Source organism: Dyadobacter luteus, from assembly GCF_003383615.1.
GTDB classification, from domain to species: Bacteria; Bacteroidota; Bacteroidia; order Cytophagales; family Spirosomataceae; genus Dyadobacter; species Dyadobacter luteus.
The window spans coordinates 350,893-369,813 of record NZ_QNUL01000003.1 but is presented as its reverse complement, the minus strand read 5'-3'; the positions used below and the strand labels follow the sequence as shown (position 1 = coordinate 369,813).

Annotated in this window: 16 protein-coding genes; 12 read left to right on the top strand and 4 right to left on the bottom strand. The window is 41.7% G+C overall.

All coding sequences use genetic code 11. The features are described 5' to 3' along the window. Window positions 1-69 precede the first annotated feature (69 nt). Window positions 70-396 carry a hypothetical protein gene (locus DSL64_RS06620; RefSeq protein WP_115829873.1) on the top strand — a complete coding sequence of 109 codons (327 nt, stop codon included), beginning with the start codon at window positions 70-72 and terminating at the stop codon, window positions 394-396. Between the two features lie 40 nt (window positions 397-436). Here the strand turns inward: DSL64_RS06620 and DSL64_RS06615 are convergent, their stop codons facing one another. The 3 genes from DSL64_RS06615 to DSL64_RS06605 form a co-directional block, all read right to left on the bottom strand. Further along, window positions 437-1,981 carry a SulP family inorganic anion transporter gene (locus tag DSL64_RS06615; RefSeq protein ID WP_115829872.1) on the bottom strand — a complete coding sequence of 515 codons (1,545 nt, stop codon included), beginning with the start codon at window positions 1,979-1,981 and terminating at the stop codon, window positions 437-439. A gap of 216 nt (window positions 1,982-2,197) precedes the next feature. Next, window positions 2,198-2,845: a response regulator transcription factor gene (locus tag DSL64_RS06610; protein ID WP_115829871.1), complete on the bottom strand. Its 648-nt coding sequence runs from the start codon at window positions 2,843-2,845 to the stop codon at window positions 2,198-2,200. A 497-nt stretch (window positions 2,846-3,342) separates the two neighbouring features. Further along, entirely contained in the window at window positions 3,343-3,693 is a 351-nt protein-coding gene (locus DSL64_RS06605) for an iron chaperone (protein ID WP_115829870.1), read from the bottom strand. Window positions 3,694-3,866: 173 nt separating this feature from the next. Here DSL64_RS06605 and DSL64_RS06600 point away from each other — a divergent pair, with 173 nt between their 5' ends. Further along, complete coding sequence (locus DSL64_RS06600; RefSeq protein WP_115829869.1) at window positions 3,867-5,006, top strand: metallophosphoesterase family protein; 1,140 nt, start codon at window positions 3,867-3,869, stop codon at window positions 5,004-5,006. Between the two features lie 71 nt (window positions 5,007-5,077). Here the strand turns inward: DSL64_RS06600 and DSL64_RS06595 are convergent, their stop codons facing one another. Next, on the bottom strand, window positions 5,078-5,701 hold the full coding sequence (locus tag DSL64_RS06595) for a response regulator (RefSeq protein ID WP_115829868.1): 624 nt from the start codon (window positions 5,699-5,701) through the stop codon (window positions 5,078-5,080). A 753-nt stretch (window positions 5,702-6,454) separates the two neighbouring features. On the opposite strand from DSL64_RS06595, the gene DSL64_RS06590 reads away from it, so the two are divergent. The 10 genes from DSL64_RS06590 to DSL64_RS06545 all read left to right on the top strand — a co-directional run bounded on the left by DSL64_RS06590 (window position 6,455) and on the right by DSL64_RS06545 (window position 18,918). Further along, the gene (locus tag DSL64_RS06590) at window positions 6,455-7,924 is read left to right on the top strand and encodes a T9SS type A sorting domain-containing protein (protein ID WP_115829867.1); all 1,470 of its coding nucleotides are present in this window, start codon (window positions 6,455-6,457) and stop codon (window positions 7,922-7,924) included. Between the two features lie 492 nt (window positions 7,925-8,416). Then, the gene (locus tag DSL64_RS06585) at window positions 8,417-9,031 is read left to right on the top strand and encodes a TetR/AcrR family transcriptional regulator (RefSeq protein ID WP_229216985.1); all 615 of its coding nucleotides are present in this window, start codon (window positions 8,417-8,419) and stop codon (window positions 9,029-9,031) included. 124 nt (window positions 9,032-9,155) lie between these two features. Next, window positions 9,156-10,364 (top strand): serine palmitoyltransferase, encoded by a 1,209-nt coding sequence (spt, locus tag DSL64_RS06580; protein ID WP_115829865.1) that lies wholly within the window; start codon window positions 9,156-9,158, stop codon window positions 10,362-10,364. Further along, on the top strand, window positions 10,361-11,482 hold the full coding sequence (locus DSL64_RS06575; protein WP_115829864.1) for a GNAT family N-acetyltransferase: 1,122 nt from the start codon (window positions 10,361-10,363) through the stop codon (window positions 11,480-11,482). The genes spt and DSL64_RS06575 overlap by 4 nt, the downstream gene beginning before the upstream one ends. Next, entirely contained in the window at window positions 11,479-12,504 is a 1,026-nt protein-coding gene (locus DSL64_RS06570) for an NAD-dependent epimerase/dehydratase family protein (protein WP_115829863.1), read from the top strand. Before DSL64_RS06575 ends, DSL64_RS06570 begins: the two co-directional genes overlap by 4 nt. 99 nt (window positions 12,505-12,603) lie before the next feature. Beyond that, window positions 12,604-15,162: a DUF5686 and carboxypeptidase-like regulatory domain-containing protein gene (locus DSL64_RS06565; RefSeq protein ID WP_115829862.1), complete on the top strand. Its 2,559-nt coding sequence runs from the start codon at window positions 12,604-12,606 to the stop codon at window positions 15,160-15,162. Window positions 15,163-15,222: 60 nt separating this feature from the next. Continuing rightward, a complete protein-coding gene (locus DSL64_RS06560; RefSeq protein ID WP_115829861.1) occupies window positions 15,223-15,936 on the top strand; it encodes a nucleotidyltransferase family protein in 714 nt (237 codons plus the stop codon). Between the two features lie 111 nt (window positions 15,937-16,047). Further along, on the top strand, window positions 16,048-16,911 hold the full coding sequence (locus DSL64_RS06555; protein WP_115829860.1) for a hypothetical protein: 864 nt from the start codon (window positions 16,048-16,050) through the stop codon (window positions 16,909-16,911). Between the two features lie 5 nt (window positions 16,912-16,916). Further along, window positions 16,917-17,882: a CDP-alcohol phosphatidyltransferase family protein gene (locus tag DSL64_RS06550; protein WP_115829859.1), complete on the top strand. Its 966-nt coding sequence runs from the start codon at window positions 16,917-16,919 to the stop codon at window positions 17,880-17,882. Continuing rightward, entirely contained in the window at window positions 17,872-18,918 is a 1,047-nt protein-coding gene (locus DSL64_RS06545; RefSeq protein ID WP_115829858.1) for a lysylphosphatidylglycerol synthase transmembrane domain-containing protein, read from the top strand. The genes DSL64_RS06550 and DSL64_RS06545 overlap by 11 nt, the downstream gene beginning before the upstream one ends. The last annotated feature ends 3 nt before the right edge of the window (window positions 18,919-18,921 follow it).

Below are 18,921 nucleotides of genomic sequence, written 5' to 3'. Positions count from 1 at the left end.
GTCAGTATTGAATTAGCCATTGAGGCGAATTCAGGTATTTAAATTACTAAAATCACAGACTAAAAAAACATGAAAAAGTTAATGATCATTGCGGCTCTTGTTGCTGCATCTACTTTCAGCTACGCTCAGGAAACTACTGCTGAAAAAGCGAAGGCGACTTCTCAGAAAGTTGGAGAAGAAGTTAAAAAAGATGCCAAAGTTGTAGGGAACGGAGTAAAGAAGGGTGCAGAAAAGGTGGGTGAAACTGCCGAAAAGGGTTATGATGCAACGAAGAAAGGTGTAAAGAAAGGCGCTAAAGCTGTAGGTGAAACAGCAGAAAAAGGGTATAAGGCTACCAAAAAGGGTGTCAATAAAGCTGCGGCTAAGATTGAGGAGAAAACAGAAGATAACAAGTAACATAGAAAGCCCGATGTCGATCATCGGGCTTTCTCATTTTTTATGAAAATTTTTGATTAGTCAAGTGCAACGCGGTAATCGGATCGTCCATAATATTGACTTCAATTACTGAAGAGGCATTTTCAAGCAAGCGCCTGCAATCTTCACTCAGGTGTTTCAAATGCAGTTTTTTGCCCACCTTTGCATACCGTTCAGTTAGTTTATTCAAAGCTTCAATACCCGACATGTCGGCAATACGACTATCCTTGAAATCAATAATGACAGTTTCGGGATCGTTGGTTATGTCAAACTTTTCATGAAATGCGGTCACGGATCCGAAGAACAACGGACCGTAGATTTCATAGTGTTTAGCTCCATCCTTTATATATTTCTTAGCTCTGATCCGTTTGGCACTTTCCCATGCAAATACAAGTGCAGAGATAATGACGCCGATCAAAACAGCCAGTGCAAGGTTATGCAGGAAAATCGTGATCAGGGCTACGAGAATGCCCACAAAAACATCTTGTCGGGGCATTTTATTAATGATCCGGAAACTCGACCATTCGAAAGTTCCGATCGCCACCATGATCATAACACCGGTTAACGCAGCCATTGGGACGAGATCAATAATCGGTGAAGCAAACAGAATAATGCAAAGGATTGTAAGCGATGCGATAATGCCGGAAAGGCGGGTTCTTGCACCTGCAGATAAATTGACAAGCGTTTGCGCAATCATAGGGCAGCCGCCCATTCCGAAGAAAAATCCATTTAATATATTAGCCGAGCCTTGTGCAAGACTTTCGCGGTTACCATTTCCTCTTGTTGCGGTAATTTCATCTACCAGATTCAATGTAAGCAGCCCTTCAGTAAGCCCTACACCAGCCATGATCAGCCCGTACGGAAATACAATTTGTAAGGTTTCGAACGTAAAAGGAACCGACGGTATATGAAACGGGGGTAAACCTCCGCTTACAGAAGCAATGTCTTTCACGAGACGGGTGTCAATCTGAAGCCCTAGTACCACACAAAAAACAACAATAATGGCAACAAGCGAAGGGGGGACTGCTTTTGTAATACGGGGAAAAAGAATCGTAATGGCAATGGTGAGTAAAACCAGCCCCGCCATCGTCATCAGGGCTTCGCCTTGAAGCCAGGCGACCGAGCCCGGTTGGCGCACTTTAAACTGATCGAGTTGTGCCAGAAAAATGATGACAGCCAAGCCATTCACAAAGCCATACATCACCGATTGCGGAACGAGCCTGATGAATTTGGCTAATTTAAAAAGTCCTACCAGAATTTGAAAAATGCCTGCCAGTACAACCGCAGCAAATACATATTCGATACCGTGAGAATTCATCAGAGCAATAAGTACTACCACAGTGGCACCGGCTCCTCCTGATATGAGTCCTGGTCTGCCCCCGAAAACAGATGTAACAAGGCCCATGATAAATGCAGCGTAAAGCCCGCAAAGTGGCGGTAGCCCGGCCAGAATGGCGAATGAGAGGGATTCGGGGATCATTGTCATAGCGACAGTAAGCCCGGCCAGAATTTCGTTTTTGTAATTGATCTGCTGACGGAAATGGAACAGATTGAGGTAAGACTGCATGTATTAAACAGGATTCACATTATTATGCGAAAGTACTTGTTTTTCTCTTGTGCTGAAGTGTATTTGAATCATCAGGTCTCAATAAAAAAATAACACCCCGATTTCAATATGAAATAAAGGTGTTGCTAAAAGCGCTGGTGCGATGAAGTAAATGATCACTGCCCGACTGATTTATTTTTCCTGTGAAATTTTATAATCAGATTTTCTGTCAGTGCCTTACAGCGAGTTTTGTTCTTCCCTGAGCTGAGCCATTCGTGACCTCAGTTCCACCACATTGTTGACACCCAGCTTGGCGAAGATAGTAGCCTTCACCGTGCTGACTGTAGAAGATTTGAGACCGAGAATCAGGGCGATTCCTGATGTTCTTTCGCCGTCGCTGATGAGTCGTGCAATTTCAGACTCGCGCAGCGAAAGTATTCCTGGTGTTTTCAAAGGGATTTTTCTTTGAATCACCTGCTCAATGATATGCTGTTGAACCGATTTGCACAGGTAGTTTTTCCCTTCAAGGACCGTCTTTACACATTTGACGAACTCTTCTTCTTCACAATTTTTATCAAGGTAAGCGTCAATCTTAGCGCGTAGTCCTTTGAGTGCTTTGTTATAATTGGCACTTTCTTCATAAATAACCAGTGGAGTATTTGGAAAAAGCGATTTGTACTTACTTGCAAGCATAAATCCTTCTCTTTCATGGATATTCTCCAGGTGCATCATAATCACATGGGGATTGAAATGAACCAAAGCAGTTTCTGTGCCCTCGCCTGCATTTCTTTCCAGTATTTCAGTTTTAGGAAAATTGTTTTCAAGAATATGAGTCAGCCCTTTTCGGTAGATAAAATGATCATCGATGATGGCAATACGTAACATGAGGATAAGGTAATGGATTAATTCTGGTAGTGGACAGCAAAACGTTAATACATGATATGAGCCCTGACCGGAGATCAGCTGTTCACGGCATCGGACTTATTCAGGATAAGATCAAGTAATTGCAGTATGCTATCAGGAGAGTCACCCGGCATACTACTGCATTTGATCAAAGTCGTTGTGTAAATACAATATGTTTTTTCACACGGTTGCTTTTACTTGTAGAATGAAGGTGAAGTGTGTAGAATTCTTCGTTGAGTTCTGACATTTTGAAATTTTTATAAAGTTGAGGGATACATTCTTTTCGGTTACATTTCTGTTTGAACCTCAAAAAATGTGTTTATTCCCAAATGTAGCGGATAAATTCAAATGTACCTATACAATATACGTATAATTTTTAATACAACGGTTACAATTGATATCGTTATGAAAAACGGCAGATTATTTCGTTTGTATTGAAAATGTGTCATTCAGATGGTTCCGAAGTTCCTGTAATTTCCTCAGGCTGTAATCATCTTTTTCACTCTCCATTTTGTAATAGCAATAATTATATGAAGAGGTAATGCCTGGTTGTGGGGAAATTGAATTGAACCTTTACCTGTTTTGTAGGCTGAAAGATCAATCTCGAAACCGGCAGGATCTGCAGGAGCAGGGTAGAAGCCGATATGATTTTTGAATGCAGCAAAATGAACAAGGTTGCCTTTCCATACAAACGTCGGCATTCCATATTTGATGGCTTCCCCTGCATCGGGAACAATCGTTTTTACGGTCGATCTGATGTCTTGCAGGCGTTGCCGGATTTCTTCAGGAAAGTCATTTATATACGCATCAATGTTTGCAGGTTTGTTCATGGCAGCGGTATTGATGTATGAAAAGCGGATCTGGTTTACGAAAGTAAGACTTTAACTTTATAAGATTATAAAAATTCTCATGATCTTACAGTTGTGCTCCGCAGTCGGGGATTTTCTCATCTATTCCGTAGTGTAATTAATTATGGCTTCACACAAGTTTTGTATTTTTGGGAATGACGTTTTTAGTTGCAAATCAAAAGTACACTGTACCGGTGATCAAGAAAGATCAGCCGGATGATTCTTTTAAGTTTCAAAATCTTCCGGATCCAACCGGCAAATATCCATATCGCCTCAGTCTGGACAAAGTCATTCCCGGAAAAGCAGGAGATACGCTTGCTTTTCACATGGTGGGTGACACGGGCAGTCTCCGCAGTCCTGATTTTCAAAAGCTTGTTGCGGCTCAGTTGGAAGATCAGTTTCAGGTTGAAGAAAAACCGTCGTTCCTGTATCATCTTGGAGACGTGGTTTACAATCATGGAGAAATTGAAAGATTTGAAAGGCAGTTTTTCGAACCTTATAAACACTATCCTGCACCTATTTTTGCAATACCTGGAAATCATGATAGTGATGTAAATCCCGATAACCCGGTTCCCTATACAAGTTTGTCTGCTTTCATGCAGGTTTTTTGTGCCAGGGAAGCTGGAGCAATCGCATTCAGCGGAGGTAGTGAACGCCAAAGTATGATTCAGCCCAATATGTACTGGGTTTTGGAAACACCCCTTGCGAATATCATTGGTTTGCACGGGAATGTAACCAAGTACGGAGCCATCCGGGGAGAGCAGGAGCAGTGGTTTGTGGAACAATTGAGATGGGCAGCATCCCGGCATCCGGATAAAGCGCTGATTGTTTGTATTCATCATGCTCCCTATTCAGCCGACATTAATCATGGAGCAAGTATTCCTATGATTGAGTTTTTTGAGAGAAGTTATGCCGAAACCGGCGTGAGGCCTGATATTGTTTTTAGTGGCCACGTTCATAACTACCAAAGATTCAGTAAGAGATATGATGATGGGGCAGAGGTGCCGTTTATTGTTGCGGGGGCTGGTGGTTACGACGAGCTGCATGCCGTTGCAGAAGTTTCCGACGAACGTTTCACTTCAAAAAATCCGCTATTTGAAGGGGTAGAGCTGAAAAATTTCTGCGATACCAAACATGGTTTTCTTAAGGTAATTTTGTCGCGGAAACCAGAAGGTGTAGAACTCGTCACCGAATACTATACGATTCCTCATGAGATGATTACAGAAGATTTCTCGCCGGCAGCGTTGTTCGACAGGAACCTCATCGTTATTAAAAACAGAAAAACACTGGCCTGATAGCAAAATAAATGTGGCTATCAATCTATTACACCTTCTGAGTGAAATGGATTGATAGCCAGCCAGAGGAGTTAATGGTGAGATTTTGTGGATAGAGACATTTTTTTTGCCAGCTCTATAGAATCCCTTACATTGAGCTTGTCAAATATTCTTCTTTTATACGTGCTGATCGTGTTTTGCTTCAAATTCAGCAAGTGAGCTATCTCCTTTGTCCATTTCCCTTCTATCAGTAGTTGCATTACCTGCAATTCGCTGGGAGTCAGCTGACTTGTAGGCTTTGGCTCCCCAATGTTAGTAAGTAGTGTTTGCTGTATTTCGTAGCTGAGGTATTTCTTACCATTCATGATAGTATTCACTGCATTCTTAAATTCATCAGGAGTTGCTTTTTTAGAGACAAATCCATCTGCACCTGCCTGTAGATACGGCATTGCATACAGGTGTTCATCAAATGCGGAATGAATCAGAATGCTGACCTGCGGAGCAATCTTACGGATCATATCCATCATTTTAAGATTCTCACCTCCCGGTAAATCTATGTCCAGAATAACGATATCGAATTTATCTTTTTCGAGAAGAATCAAGGCATCCGGAAATGTGGTGGCAGTTGAAATAATGGCCTCAGGACTGATATCTCTTATTGTTAGCGTAGTTCCAATGATGAACAAAGGATGGTCTTCGACAATTAATACGTTCATTTTAAACTCTAAAAATGGATGGTAAGGTATGGGTCATTTGGCTGTAAATAAGAAGTTTAAATCTTATTTACAGCGGTTTCAGACTGCGTGTGGGTCGGGATTTTGATGAGTGCGTGTAAGAAAGCCAAAGTTCTGATTTTTAATTTAGACTTTCCATAGAAATCCCACATTTCATTAGTAGAATAATGACGACAATTGCAGTAAATTATTTTTGATTCATATGTAACTAAACGAAGATTCGAATTGAACGGATTAACAAAATGAAATAACAGGGGAAGGTCAATATGAGATGAGGGTTTAACCTCCTGAATTCCTTCTTCTACCTACAAGGCTTATTGCACTTTTATTGGTGTAGGGAAAAGTTCTTCTGAATGCAATATAAAATATTTACAATTTATGTCACAGTTCGAAATGTGTCAATTGAATAGTAGGATTCCTAATTGGTGTAGAGTAGAATTAATACTAATCTTATGCAGATATGTTTGCAATTATTTGATTTACAGGGAAAATTGGTTGTCGAGGTGCTCGAAACATTCTACTTTTGATGCGTAGAATTTATCAAAAACTAAAATTTTTTCTATTATCGATATTTTGTGTTGAATGTAAACCAGCACAAGTGAATATTGAAAAAATTAAATTATATCTCTTTTCCCTCTTTTCATTTTTCTGCTTTGTGTAAGACTTGGCGGAAATTGATTTTCAAGAAGTTTAAATCAAATAATTCGTAATCAACAATTTAATCGGGTTTTCCTAATGAAAAAACTTTTAGCAATTTTTCAAGTTGTTTTGTGCGCAGGACTGAGCACTTATACCTTTGGGCAGGCGTTGCCAGTGCTACCGGCACCTAATCACAGCAGCGTCCATAGTGCTGTAATTAATGGTAAAGTAACAGTGAATGGAACGTCACAAACTCCTGCAGGTATTATCGCTATCTTGTCACGTGTTGATGGTGGAACTAGTGTTCCTGTATCGTACGCATTAAGTGATAATACTGGAAATTTTAGTTTATTTGGGCATGTTGGGAATACCTATCAGGTTTCGTACGTCTATCCTACTGCTGGTTTTTCTGCATTAAGTGGGAGTCCATCAACTAGTATTGTTGCCGCTGCCGGAAACAACAGCATTTCAGATCTTGTACTTGTGGCGGGTGATAAAACAATTACCAATTGTGGTGTTTCAACTAATAATATGACCGACTGGCAGGGTACAGTTTTAGTCGATAAGGCACGGCCGACCAACAATGCAGCTTTGCAGTCTGTATCTGTCTTCCATTCGGCAGCTGTAGAGAACCCAACAATTAAGATAACAGCTACTTCTACAGGTGCGACATATTCTAAATTGGATTTAGGTGCATTAGTATCAATTGAGGGGCCTGCAGGTAAGACATATGCGGGGCTGGAAAGCTACAAGTTGTTTGCAGGTAACAGACAAGCAGAAAGAATAAGTCTTACTCCAGATCAGGTGTTGACATATTATGATATCTCGTCAGCAAAATCTGAAGTGTTGACTGTTAGCGAATTCAGTGAGTTTATTGGTGCTGGTCAAGTATCTTTTGATGTTATGGCTGAGGCTGCTACTGCTATTACAAGCACCAGTGGTAACTCCGCATTTGAAGTAAGTACATATGCGAAGGCCGGTGTATGTCTTACATATACGTACGAAGTTAATCCACTTCCTGTTACCTTAACTTCATTCGTTGCAAAAGCTACTTCGGAAGGAAAGCTTAGCACTGTGGATGTTAAATGGAGTACAACTGCTGAGACTAACAGCGAGAAGTTCGAGGTTGAGAAAAGTGCAGATGCTAAAAACTGGCAGTTGGCTGGAACAAAAGCTGCTGCGCAAAACAGTGATGTGCTGAACAATTACAGCTTCACAGACTTGTCTCCACTTGGAGGAAAGAGCTACTACCGTCTTAAAATGGTTGATCTGGATGGTTCTTTTGCTTACAGTAAAATAGTTGGTGTGCAGCTTGAAGGCAGCAATATCCAAATGAATCTTTTCCCTAACCCAGTTGCTCAGCAATTGTTTGTGCAGGAAGAAGGTCAGCAGACTGTGAAGGAAGTTACAATTTTCAACAATGCGGGTAATGTTGTTTCCTTTAACAAGGAAGTTGCGGCTGATAAAGGTGTAGATGTGAAAAGCTTGCTAACTGGTACTTATCTGGTTCGTGTGACGGTTAACGACGGATCACACTATACACACCGTATTGTGATTGCCAGATAATATCCTGAATTAGCGTAAAATTTAGTTACTATTGGAGAAAGTGATTGCCACAACGGCAATCACTTTTTTTTGTTTATCCGGTATTTCGGGTCTTTCTGATTGTATGTAATTTCTTAATATTTGGTTAGAGAGAAGGGTGTAATGGGAAGTGAAATCTTCTGTAGTGCAAACCCGTGTTTACTGAAATTACTGTTTTTTTCTTCTGTAGATATATTGTAAATGTTTGATGGTAAGTATATTGTATCTGTCCGTGCAATTTTGAGCCGTATTCCAAAGAGAGTGGATGCTATTAACAACGTTCACAATGAATTAACAATTAATTAAAATAAATCAGGGTTTGCGGGAATTTTTATCTGGATAAAAATGTAAATATTCTGATATCAAACTATTTTAAATGAAGTTTTTAAATGGTTGTTTAAAATTTATATTTGAAATCGTTGGAGAATCCGAAATCATCGACGACCTTTGCTATCAACAACAACAATTAGCATTGTGAAGTGTATCAACTTATCCAGTGAGGAAAAACTAAAGGAGGCTGCCAAATCTGTCTTTTTGAAGAAAGGTTTTGCAGGTACGACGGCAAGGGATATTGCGGATGCGGCGGGTATGAACATTGCCCTTACGAACTACTATTTCAGAAGTAAGGAGAAGCTGTTCATTGAGATTTTCAGAGATTTGTTTCAATTGTACTGTACCAATACGATCAAAATTCTGGAAAAGCCGATTGGTCTGGAAGAAAAGATTATTGAGATTATAGAAGAGGATTACAGAATGATGAAAGAGGAGCCTACACTGGTTCTTTTTATCATGACGGAAATTCATCGTGATTGCGAGAATCTTCTGCCGGAGCTGTCTAAATACAAGGAGTTGCTGAACGGTATCCTAATTAAGCAAATAGAAGATGCCAAGAAAAATGGTTTGGTAAGAGATATTGAAGTTGAGCATCTTATGCCAATCATCATGGGTAGTCTTCAGTTTGTTTTTGTTGGGAAAAACATGCACCGTAAGATGTATGGGCTATCAGAAGAAGATTTTGATCAGTTTACAGAGACACATAAAAACCACGTAATCGGTATGGTTACGAATTATCTTTTTCGAAGTTCCTGACAGAAGATGAAGGGATTGTTAAGCCAATTTGTTTTTTTTGTAAAATATTAAGTTAGGAACGAATATTTTACCTCCGGGGGGAGTCTCAACAAGTGTTTCCCGATTTTAGACACCAGTTACTAATATGAGAAGTAAATTACATAAAAGAGTCGCTGAATTTAAGGAGGCGGCTTATGCCAGAGAGAAAGGTGTTTATCCTTACTTTCGCCCTATTCAGTCGGCACAGGATACTGAGGTTTTGATAGGTGGGAAGCCGGTTCTGATGTTTGGCTCTAATTCTTATCTGGGGCTTACAACGCATCCATATGTTATTGAATCTGCTCAGAAAGCAGTTGAGAAGTACGGCAGTGGTTGCGCGGGTTCACGTTTTCTGAATGGTACTCTGGACATTCACGAGCAGCTGGAGAACCGTCTTGCCAAATTTACAGGTAAAGAATCGGCGGTGCTGTTCAGTACAGGGTATCAGGCAAATCTGGGAGCTATTTCCTGCCTGACAGGCCGTAATGACTATCTGATCCTTGACGAAAGAGATCATGCATCTATTATAGATGGAAGTCGCCTTTCATTCTCCAAGGTGGTGAAATACAAGCATAACGATATGGCAGATCTTCGGAAGAAGATTAATCTGCTACCTGAAGACGCAGTGAAACTCATTGTTACCGATGGTATTTTCAGTATGGAAGGGGATATTGTACAGCTTCCTGAACTGAATGAGATCGCTGTTGAGTACGGTGCATCCGTGCTTGTAGATGATGCACATGGTTTGGGTGTGATCGGGAAAAATGGAGCAGGTACAGCATCTCACTTCGGATTGTCTGATTCTGTTGATCTGATTATGGGTACGTTCAGTAAATCGTTCGCTTCCCTGGGTGGGTTCATAGCAAGCGATCAGGCTACAATAGATTACATCAAGCATCGTGCAAGAGCGCTTATTTTCAGTGCAAGTATGACACCCGCCAGTGTGGGAAGTACACTTGCAGCCCTGGAAATTATTGAAACTGAGCCTTTCCATATGGAACGCCTTTGGGCCAACACCCGGTATGCGAAAGAATTGCTTTTGGTGAATGGGTTTGATTTGGGAAATACGGAAAGTCCGATTTTACCTATCTATATCCGTGATAACGAGAAAACGTTCATGATGACAAAACTTTTGCTTGAAGCGGGCGTATTTGTCAATCCGGTAGTATCGCCTGCAGTTCCGACTGATGAAACGCTGATCCGTTTTTCACTGATGGCAACGCATACATTCAGTCAGATTGAAGAGGCGATTGACAAAATGGCAAAAATTTACCGCGAATTGTTTCCGGAACCTGTAACGACAGCAAGAATATGATTCGCATCCAGCCCGTAACGACGAGCAAGGAACTTGGACGCTTTATAGATTTTCCGCATGATCTTTATGCAGGTGATCCGAATTATGTTCCCGAGCTTTTCATTGCGCAGAAAGACTTATTGTCGCCGGGCAAGCACCCGTTCTACGAACATTCCAAAGCGCAGCCTTTTTTAGCGTATAAGGAAGATCGTATTGTAGGACGTATCGTTGCAATACTGAATAGGAATCATAATGAGTTTACAGGAAGGAAAGACGGTTTTTTCGGTTTTTTTGATACAATTAATGACCAGGAAGTTGCTGATACATTGATCAGTACTGCGGCGGAGTGGGTGAAACAGGAAGGAGCTGATACGATTGTAGGACCTATTAATTTGTCAACCAACGACACCTGCGGGCTTCTGGTTGATGGATTCGACCGTCCGCCGATGGCCATGATGCCTTACAACGCACCTTATTATGAGACACTTCTGTTAGATAACAAACTGGTTAAAAAGACAGATTTACTTGCCTATGAGCTGAACGTGAGCGAATCGAATGACCGCTCTGTGAAGTTACTGGAAGTATTGCAGGCCAGGCTGAAACGTAGCGGTATTACGATCAGGCAGGTTAACATGAAAGACTTTAAGAACGAAGCAAGAAAAATTCGCGAGGTATATAATGCCGCCTGGGATAAAAACCTGGGATTTGTTCCGGCAACCGACAGTGAGTTTGAGTATCTGGCCAAAGACCTTAAAATGATTGTGGATCCGAAGTTTTGTCTGGTGGCAGAAAAGGATGGAGAGCTGATAGGATGGACTTTGGGTGTTCCCGATATTAATCAGATACAGATTAAGATCAAGAGAGGCAGACTTTTACCTACCGGAATTTTTAAATTACTACTCAACAAAAACAAGATTACCCGTATACGTGTACTGACGCTGGGCATACTGGAGGAGTATCGGAAGATGGGAATAGAAGCCTGTTTGTACGGAAGTATTATCAGAAATACATACGGTACCCGGATTACAGGAGGAGAGTGTTCCTGGATGCTTGAAGACAACTATCTGATGAACCATGCCATAGAGCAGATCAACGGAAAACTATACAAGCGTTACAGGCTGTATGAAAAAGCATTATGATTAAAAGAGTTTTGATTACCGGAGCAAGTGGATTCATTGGTCAGCATCTTGTGAAGGCAGCGTTGGATGAGGGATTTGAAGTGCATGCTGCAGTGAGAAGATCGAGCAATACGAGTGAACTGAAAGTGTTGGGAGAAAAGGCAGAGGAGAATAAAACAGGGAAACTGCTATTTGTGTATCCGGATTTTAACTCAAAGGAAGCGTTACTCGATTTATTTAAAAGTAGTGCTTACAGTCATGTAATTCATGCAGCAGGCGTGACCCGCGCCAAAGAAACCGGGATATATAACGAGATCAATGCCACCTACACGCTTCGTCTTGCTCAGGCAGCACTGGAAGCGGGATTTCCTTTGAAGCGCTTTGTCTTCATGAGCAGTCTTGCAGCACTTGGTCCGATTCAATACAATTCGCCGATACCGATTGACGAATATACCGATCCGAGACCCGTTACATCTTACGGTAAAAGTAAGTTGCTTGCGGAAAGTTATCTGGCAGAGCTGACAAAGCTTCCGCTTACAACTATCAGACCAACAGCCGTATACGGTCCCGGAGAAAAGGATATTTATATATTGTTCAAGACATTAAGCAAAGGTCTTGATCTGTACATAGGCCAAAAACCACAGCGGCTGAGTTTTGTATATGTACACGATCTGGTGGCGGCTACGATGGCTGCTCTCAATGAGACTGACGTGAACCATACCGTTTACAATATATCCGACGGAAGGGAATACAACCGATACCAGTTGGCCGATTTGTTCAGGAATTTTAGCAAAAACAAGCTCACCAGGATTCATTTGCCTGTCGGAGTTATAAAACTTACCGCAGAAATACTCGAAATATGCTCAACTTTTTCCCGTAATGCCCCGGTACTCAATAGGGAAAAGATTGGAGAACTTACAGCTGAAAACTGGAACTGTTCCATTGAAAAAGCGAAAGTGCGATTGGGGTATACACCTCAATTTGAACTCGAAAAAGGTGTATATCAAACACTGAGCTGGTACAGGGAACACCAGTGGTTATAGCATAAAAACGGATCTGAGATTAAGTCAGCGGACAGTTAGCAAACTTGTCCGGAAGGAAGTGCTTTGAAAAATAAAAAAGGAAATTATTCAGCTTACGCCATGTTTAAGCAAGCATATATAAAATGGGTGCTCTCTATCTCAATTCTGTTTTTAGGAATTGCAGATGCAACGGCACAGTCCGCCACCGTAAAAGGGGTGATCACTGATGAAAAAACCGGAGAGACATTACCGTACGTAAATATTGTTATTCCTGGAACAACCATGGGAACCACCTCGGATGTGGATGGGAAATATGCAATGACCCTGACAGCCCCCAATTTCCGGATCAGGTTTACATATGTGGGTTACGAAAGTGTAGAAAGAACGATACCGCAGGGCACCAATCAGGTGCAGAATATCAAAATGCGTGTGGATGCTTCTATGCTCAAAGAGATCACGGTAAAAGGTAGAGCGAAATACCGTAACAGGGATAATCCTGCTGTTCAGCTGATTCGCCAGGTGATTGCTAACAAAGACAAAAATCAAATGGCTAACTACGATTTCGTAGAGTATGAGCAGTATGAGAAAATGTCTTTTGCCCTGAGCAACCTGTCGGATAAATTTAAGGATAGAAAGGTATTTAAGAATTATCAGTTTCTGTTCAATGACCAGGATTCGGCAGCAATAGGTGGCAAGAATATGCTGCCTGCATACATGGAAGAAAAACTGTCGCAGGTTTACTTTCGTAAAAGTCCGTATACCAAGAAACAATGGGTAAAGGCAAATCGCCGTGCGGAATTCGATAGCAAATTTGTTGATAACGATGGTTTGAGTGCTTATTTCAACCGTTTGTATGAAGACATCAACATTTATAAAAATGATGTTTCAATTGCGACGAACCTGTTACTGAGCCCTATTGCAAACACTGCACCTACATTCTATAAGTTTTTTATCAGGGATACTGTCAAAACTCAGGAGCCGTGGCTGATTGAACTTGGATTTGTGCCGCGTAACAAAACGGATATGCTTTTCGAAGGAAGGCTATTCATCACGCTTGATGGGAATTACGCAGTCCAAAACGCATACCTGACGGTGAATAAAGATATCAACCTCAATTTTATGAGGGATTTGGAAGCGCGTCTTGAGTTTGAGAAAAGTACAGACGGTCGTTATCACCTGAGCAAAACCACGTTGGGGATGGAATTCGCGCTTGGGGATAAAGGCGCTGGCTTGTACGGGCAACGTACTGTTAATTTCAAAAATTACGAGATCAACAAGGAGCAGGCTGACAGCCTTTACCGGGGTCCGGCGCAGCAGATCGTATTTAACCCTCTGGAAAGAAAAGGAGAGAACTATTGGGCTCAGGTGCGGCATATGCCTTTGGACAGATCGGAAAAGAACATCTATCGAAATGTAGACACACTGCAAACGATCCCATCCTTCCGCAGAACGATGGATATTACAACTTTGTTTTTGGCTGGATACAAGTCTTTTGGTAAAGTGGAAATAGGGCCTGTGAATACTTTTTACAGCTTCAACCCTGTGGAAGGTTTGCGTTTGCGATTTGGTGGTCGGACAACTACAGAACTGAGTAAACGAGTATTTTTCGAAACATATGCTGCCTATGGTTTCAAAGATGAAAAATGGAAATACTTTTTAAGTGGAACCTATTCGCTGAATAACAAATCGGTTTATCATTTCCCGCTGCATTACATAAGAGCAAGTTATCAGCGCGATACTAAAATTCCGGGACAGGATCTTCAGTTTGTACAGGAAGACAACTTCCTTCTATCTTTCAAACGTGGAGATAACAACAGATGGCTTTACAATGATGTATATAAGCTGGAGTATGTGCGTGAGTTCCAGAACCGTTTCTCCTACAAATTAGGATTTACGCAATGGGCGCAAAGTCCGGCAGGTATACTGCGCTACGAAGCTGTGAAGCCTATTGGCGATGTTGTGAATATTGAACGTTTGAGAAATACCGAAGTGAATGTAGAGCTTCGTTATGCGCCGGGAGAACAGTTTTACCAGGGGAAATTGTACAGAACGCCGATCATCAACAAATTCCCGATTTTTACACTTCGCTACAATGCTGGGTTAAAAGGAGTGTTGGATGGGCAGACAAGCTACCATAATTTCAATGCTAACATTACGAAAAGAGTGTATTTGTCGCAGTTTGGATTTGTGGATCTGACGGGAGAAGGGGGCTATATAGTAGGAAAGAATATTCCTTTTCCATTGCTGACCATTCATCGTGCGAACCAAACCTATGCCTATCAGCTTAATTCTTATAACCTGATGAACTTCCTGGAGTTTGTGAGTGATCACTACGCAGGTTTGGATGTACAGTATTACATGAATGGGTTTTTGTTTAACAAAGTGCCTTTACTTAAAAAGTTGAAACTGAGAGAAGTATTTAGTTTCAAAGGCTTGGTAGGCGGACTCAGAGATGAAAATAATCCTGCAAACGGAGCATCTGTATTTCACTTTCCGGTGGATCAGGATGGCAAACCAATTTCCTACACACTTTCCAGAGAACCTTATATTGAAGGTAGCGTAGGTGTTGCGAATATATTCAAACTCCTTCGGGTTGATCTTGTTAAGCGTTTTACTTACCTGGACAACCCCAATATTTCAGAATGGGGAATAAGAGCGAGATTCAGGCTCGATTTTTAAGAACTTTGCAGGAATGCCTGAGTTGAACAAGGAATTTCTGACATCAAATATGAAAAACCAATGAATTACGCAGTTATAGCAGCAGGAGAAGGTTCGCGGTTGGCAAAGGAAGGTTTCACTTTGCCAAAGCCAATGGTGAGTCTTAACGGAGAAATGCTTATCGACAGGCTCGTGGGGGTTTTCTCACGTAACCAGGCTGATGCGATTTATATTATCATCAACGAAGAGGCTGTGCTTTTGGAGACGCATCTGGCTAGTCTTGGTTCTGACTATAGCCTGCAAATCACTAAAAAGACTACTCCAAGTTCGCTCCACAGCTTTTATGAATTGCTCAGGAATGCCGACGAGTTAAATGCGGTCTGCCTTACAACCACTGATACGGTATTCAGAGAAGCGGAATTTAAGGAGTTCATACAGGCCTTTGAGGCTGACAAGGAAATTGATGGCCTGATGGCTGTGACAACCTTCATTGACGACGAAAGCCCATTGTTTGTTCAGGCGGATCAGGAATTAAATATCACCGCATTCACCGATAGCAATGAAGGAAATACACCATTTATTTCTGGCGGTATTTATTGTCTTCGCGGCAAAGCGTTACAGGTAGCTACAGAAGCTGTTGAGAATGGAACCAACCGGATGCGTAATTTTCAGCGCCAGTTGCTGACCAGCGGCATGAAGCTGAAAGCATATCCGTTTTCTAAAATCGTGGATGTAGATCACGTTGCGGACATTGAAACGGCTGAACATTTTTTAATGGAAACGGCAGAGGCGTAGAAGGGCTGGTGAAGTCCGGATAATAACCCGAGCAGGGTAAAGTAAAGAATTCTGACACTGATTAATGAGGCCTGAAACCAATGTAGAAGCAAAGGTTAAAGGCAGTTTACTATGAATAATAAAAGAATACTGGCCGTACCCAGGAATAAGAAATTTTCCCCCAATCACATTGGGAATGATGACGCTATATTTTCATTGACTAAGCTGGAACTGGAAAAACTTGGAGGACAGGTAGATCTTGTTTTTGAGAATGAGTTTTTAGAAATGGAGGATGTTCCTTATGATATGATCTTTACTATGGCTCGCCAAAAGGAGGTCGTGAAGAAATTGCAGGATTTGGAGCAGGCAGGAGTGAAGGTGGTAAATTCCGCTTTTGGTATCGAGAATTGCTTCAGGACAAATATGACCAACGGATTAGTGGACAATGCAATTCCTTATCCTAAGAGTTATGTGGTATCAACCGATTACGTTGGTGAAGAAGTTTTTGACAATTTGCCCGGAAAAGGATTTTGGATCAAAAGGGGAGACTTTCATGCTATACATAAGGAAGATGTAACCTTTGCTTACACCCGTAAGGAGGCAAAGGAAATTCTGAAGGAATATGCGCTTCGTGAAATCCCTGATGCAGTTATTTCAGAACACCTCGTAGGAGATCTTGTGAAGTTTTATGGAGTTTACGGCACAGACTTTTTCTTTTGGTTTTATCCTTACGATAACAACCATCATAAATATTCTGAATACGAAACGATCAATGGAAAGTCGTTGTATTACGAATTCGACGAGCAGAAATTACAGCAAATTGCTGGTGAGTCGGCCCGGGTTTTAGGAATAGATATTTACGGAGGCGACGCAATAGTAGGCGCCGGCGGAACATTTCATATCATTGATCTGAACGACTGGCCGAGCTTTGCGCCATGTCGCGACGAGGCAGCAGGCTTTATTGCGCAAAGAATTTTTCAAAAGTTTTCAAACTGATCCGGATGGATAACACATTTAAAGACGATACCGTAGTGACGGCGAAAGCGCAGGACGTTTCAGCATTTGAAAGTTCACTGAAGTCGAATGATACGGAAGAGAAAATTGATATTTGGTTCTATCGGCCTATTGGGTATCAGATAGCACTGTTTTGTGCCAAAATCGGAATGACGCCTAATACGGTAACAATCATCAGTATTTTCTTTGGTGTTGCCGCCGGTATTCTCTTTTACAGTCAGGACATTTGGGTGAATGTAATGGGAATGCTTTCCCTAGTGTTTGCCAATTCGCTGGATAGTGCCGATGGGCAGTTGGCCCGTTTGACGAATAACAAAAGCAGACTTGGCCGGATTCTTGACGGAGCTGCAGGGGATTTCTGGTTTATATCGATCCATATTGCCATCTGTCTTCGGAGCATGGAAGAAGGCTGGACAGCGCTGATCTGGATTCCGGGTGTGTTAGCAGGAGCTTCTCACGTGGTGCAGTCGGCCATGGCAGATTATTACAGAAATGTTCATTTATTCTTTATCAAAGGGACTTCCGGAAGTGAACTGGATAACAGCCGTGATCTGCAACGCGAGTACGATCAGCTGACCTGGTCGAAAGATTTCGGAATGAAGCTGGTGGCGCGCACGTATCTGAATTATACCAAACAGCAGGAATTCTTCTCTCCAAAGCTGCAGAAGTTACTTGCTGTTGTCAGAGAGAAATTTAAAATGGGTTTACCTCAGAATCTGATCATCGATTTCCGGGCAATGAACAAACCTTTGATGAAGTATACCAATATTATCCAGTTTAACACAAGGGTTCTGTTTTTATTCCTGTGGTTGTTTCTGGACCAAGCTTGGATTTACTTCTTCTTCGACATTTTTGTCCTGAATCCGATCCTGATCTACATGTGTTTGAAACAGGAACAAGTGAGCAATCATTTTTATAAAAAGATTACTACTGGTACAGAATATGGGGTCTAAAATATATAAGGCGGTATTTCTGCTCATAGGGGTTATGACACTCGGCTATATGATTTATGGCATCGGGGTGGAATCTATATGGGAAAATATTCAGAAAACCGGAATATGGTTTGTCCCTGTTATCGGAAGTTGGCTATTGATCTACGTTTTAAATGCTTATGCTTTTAAAGCGATTATTCAGGAGCCTGGTTTGCCGGAGAGCAATATGTCTTTCTGGTCTGTTCTAAGATTGACGATCAGTGGATACGCCATTAACTATATTACCCCTTTTGTTGCGCTGGGTGGAGAACCCTACCGCATCATGGAGCTGAAACAGACGCTCGGAATCAATAAAGCAACATCGTCGGTACTTTTGTACAGCCTGATGCATATGTTTTCCCATGTTTTGTTTTGGTTAGTTTCAATTCTGCTGATCCTGGCTTTTATTCCGGTCAATAGCATGATTCTGGCCGGATGTGGATTTATGCTGATCACAAGTTTGCTTTTGGGTTATTGGTTCATCCGGGTTTATCGCAAAGGATTTACTGTCAGTACAATTAACTTGCTGGGAAAACTTCCGTTCGTTGGAAAAAAAGCACGTGCTTTTGGTGAAGAAAAGGCAGAATCTCTGCTTGAAATCGACAATCAGATCAGGATTTTGTATGCAGACAGAAAACCAAGATTTTACTGGTCGTTGTTTCTGGAGTTTGCTGCGAGAGTGGTAGGATGTGCAGAAATCTATTTTACTGCGGTAGCAATCGGCCTGGATATGTCTGTGATGGAATCGTTGGTAATCAGTTCCGGATCATCTTTGTTTGCCAATCTTGTATTCTTCTTCCCGATGCAACTCGGGACCCGCGAAGGAGGTTTGGCGATGGCGCTCAGCAGTGTAGGTATGGCGGCTTCTGCAGGTATCTTCATAGGTGTGGTGATGCGTATCAGAGAGATTGTCTGGATCCTGATTGGTCTGGCGCTGATCAACAGAAAAGGTTCTTCAAAAGAGGCGACCGAAGAAAATGAATTAAGTTATGCGCATTCAATTGCGGCAAATAAATAGGTT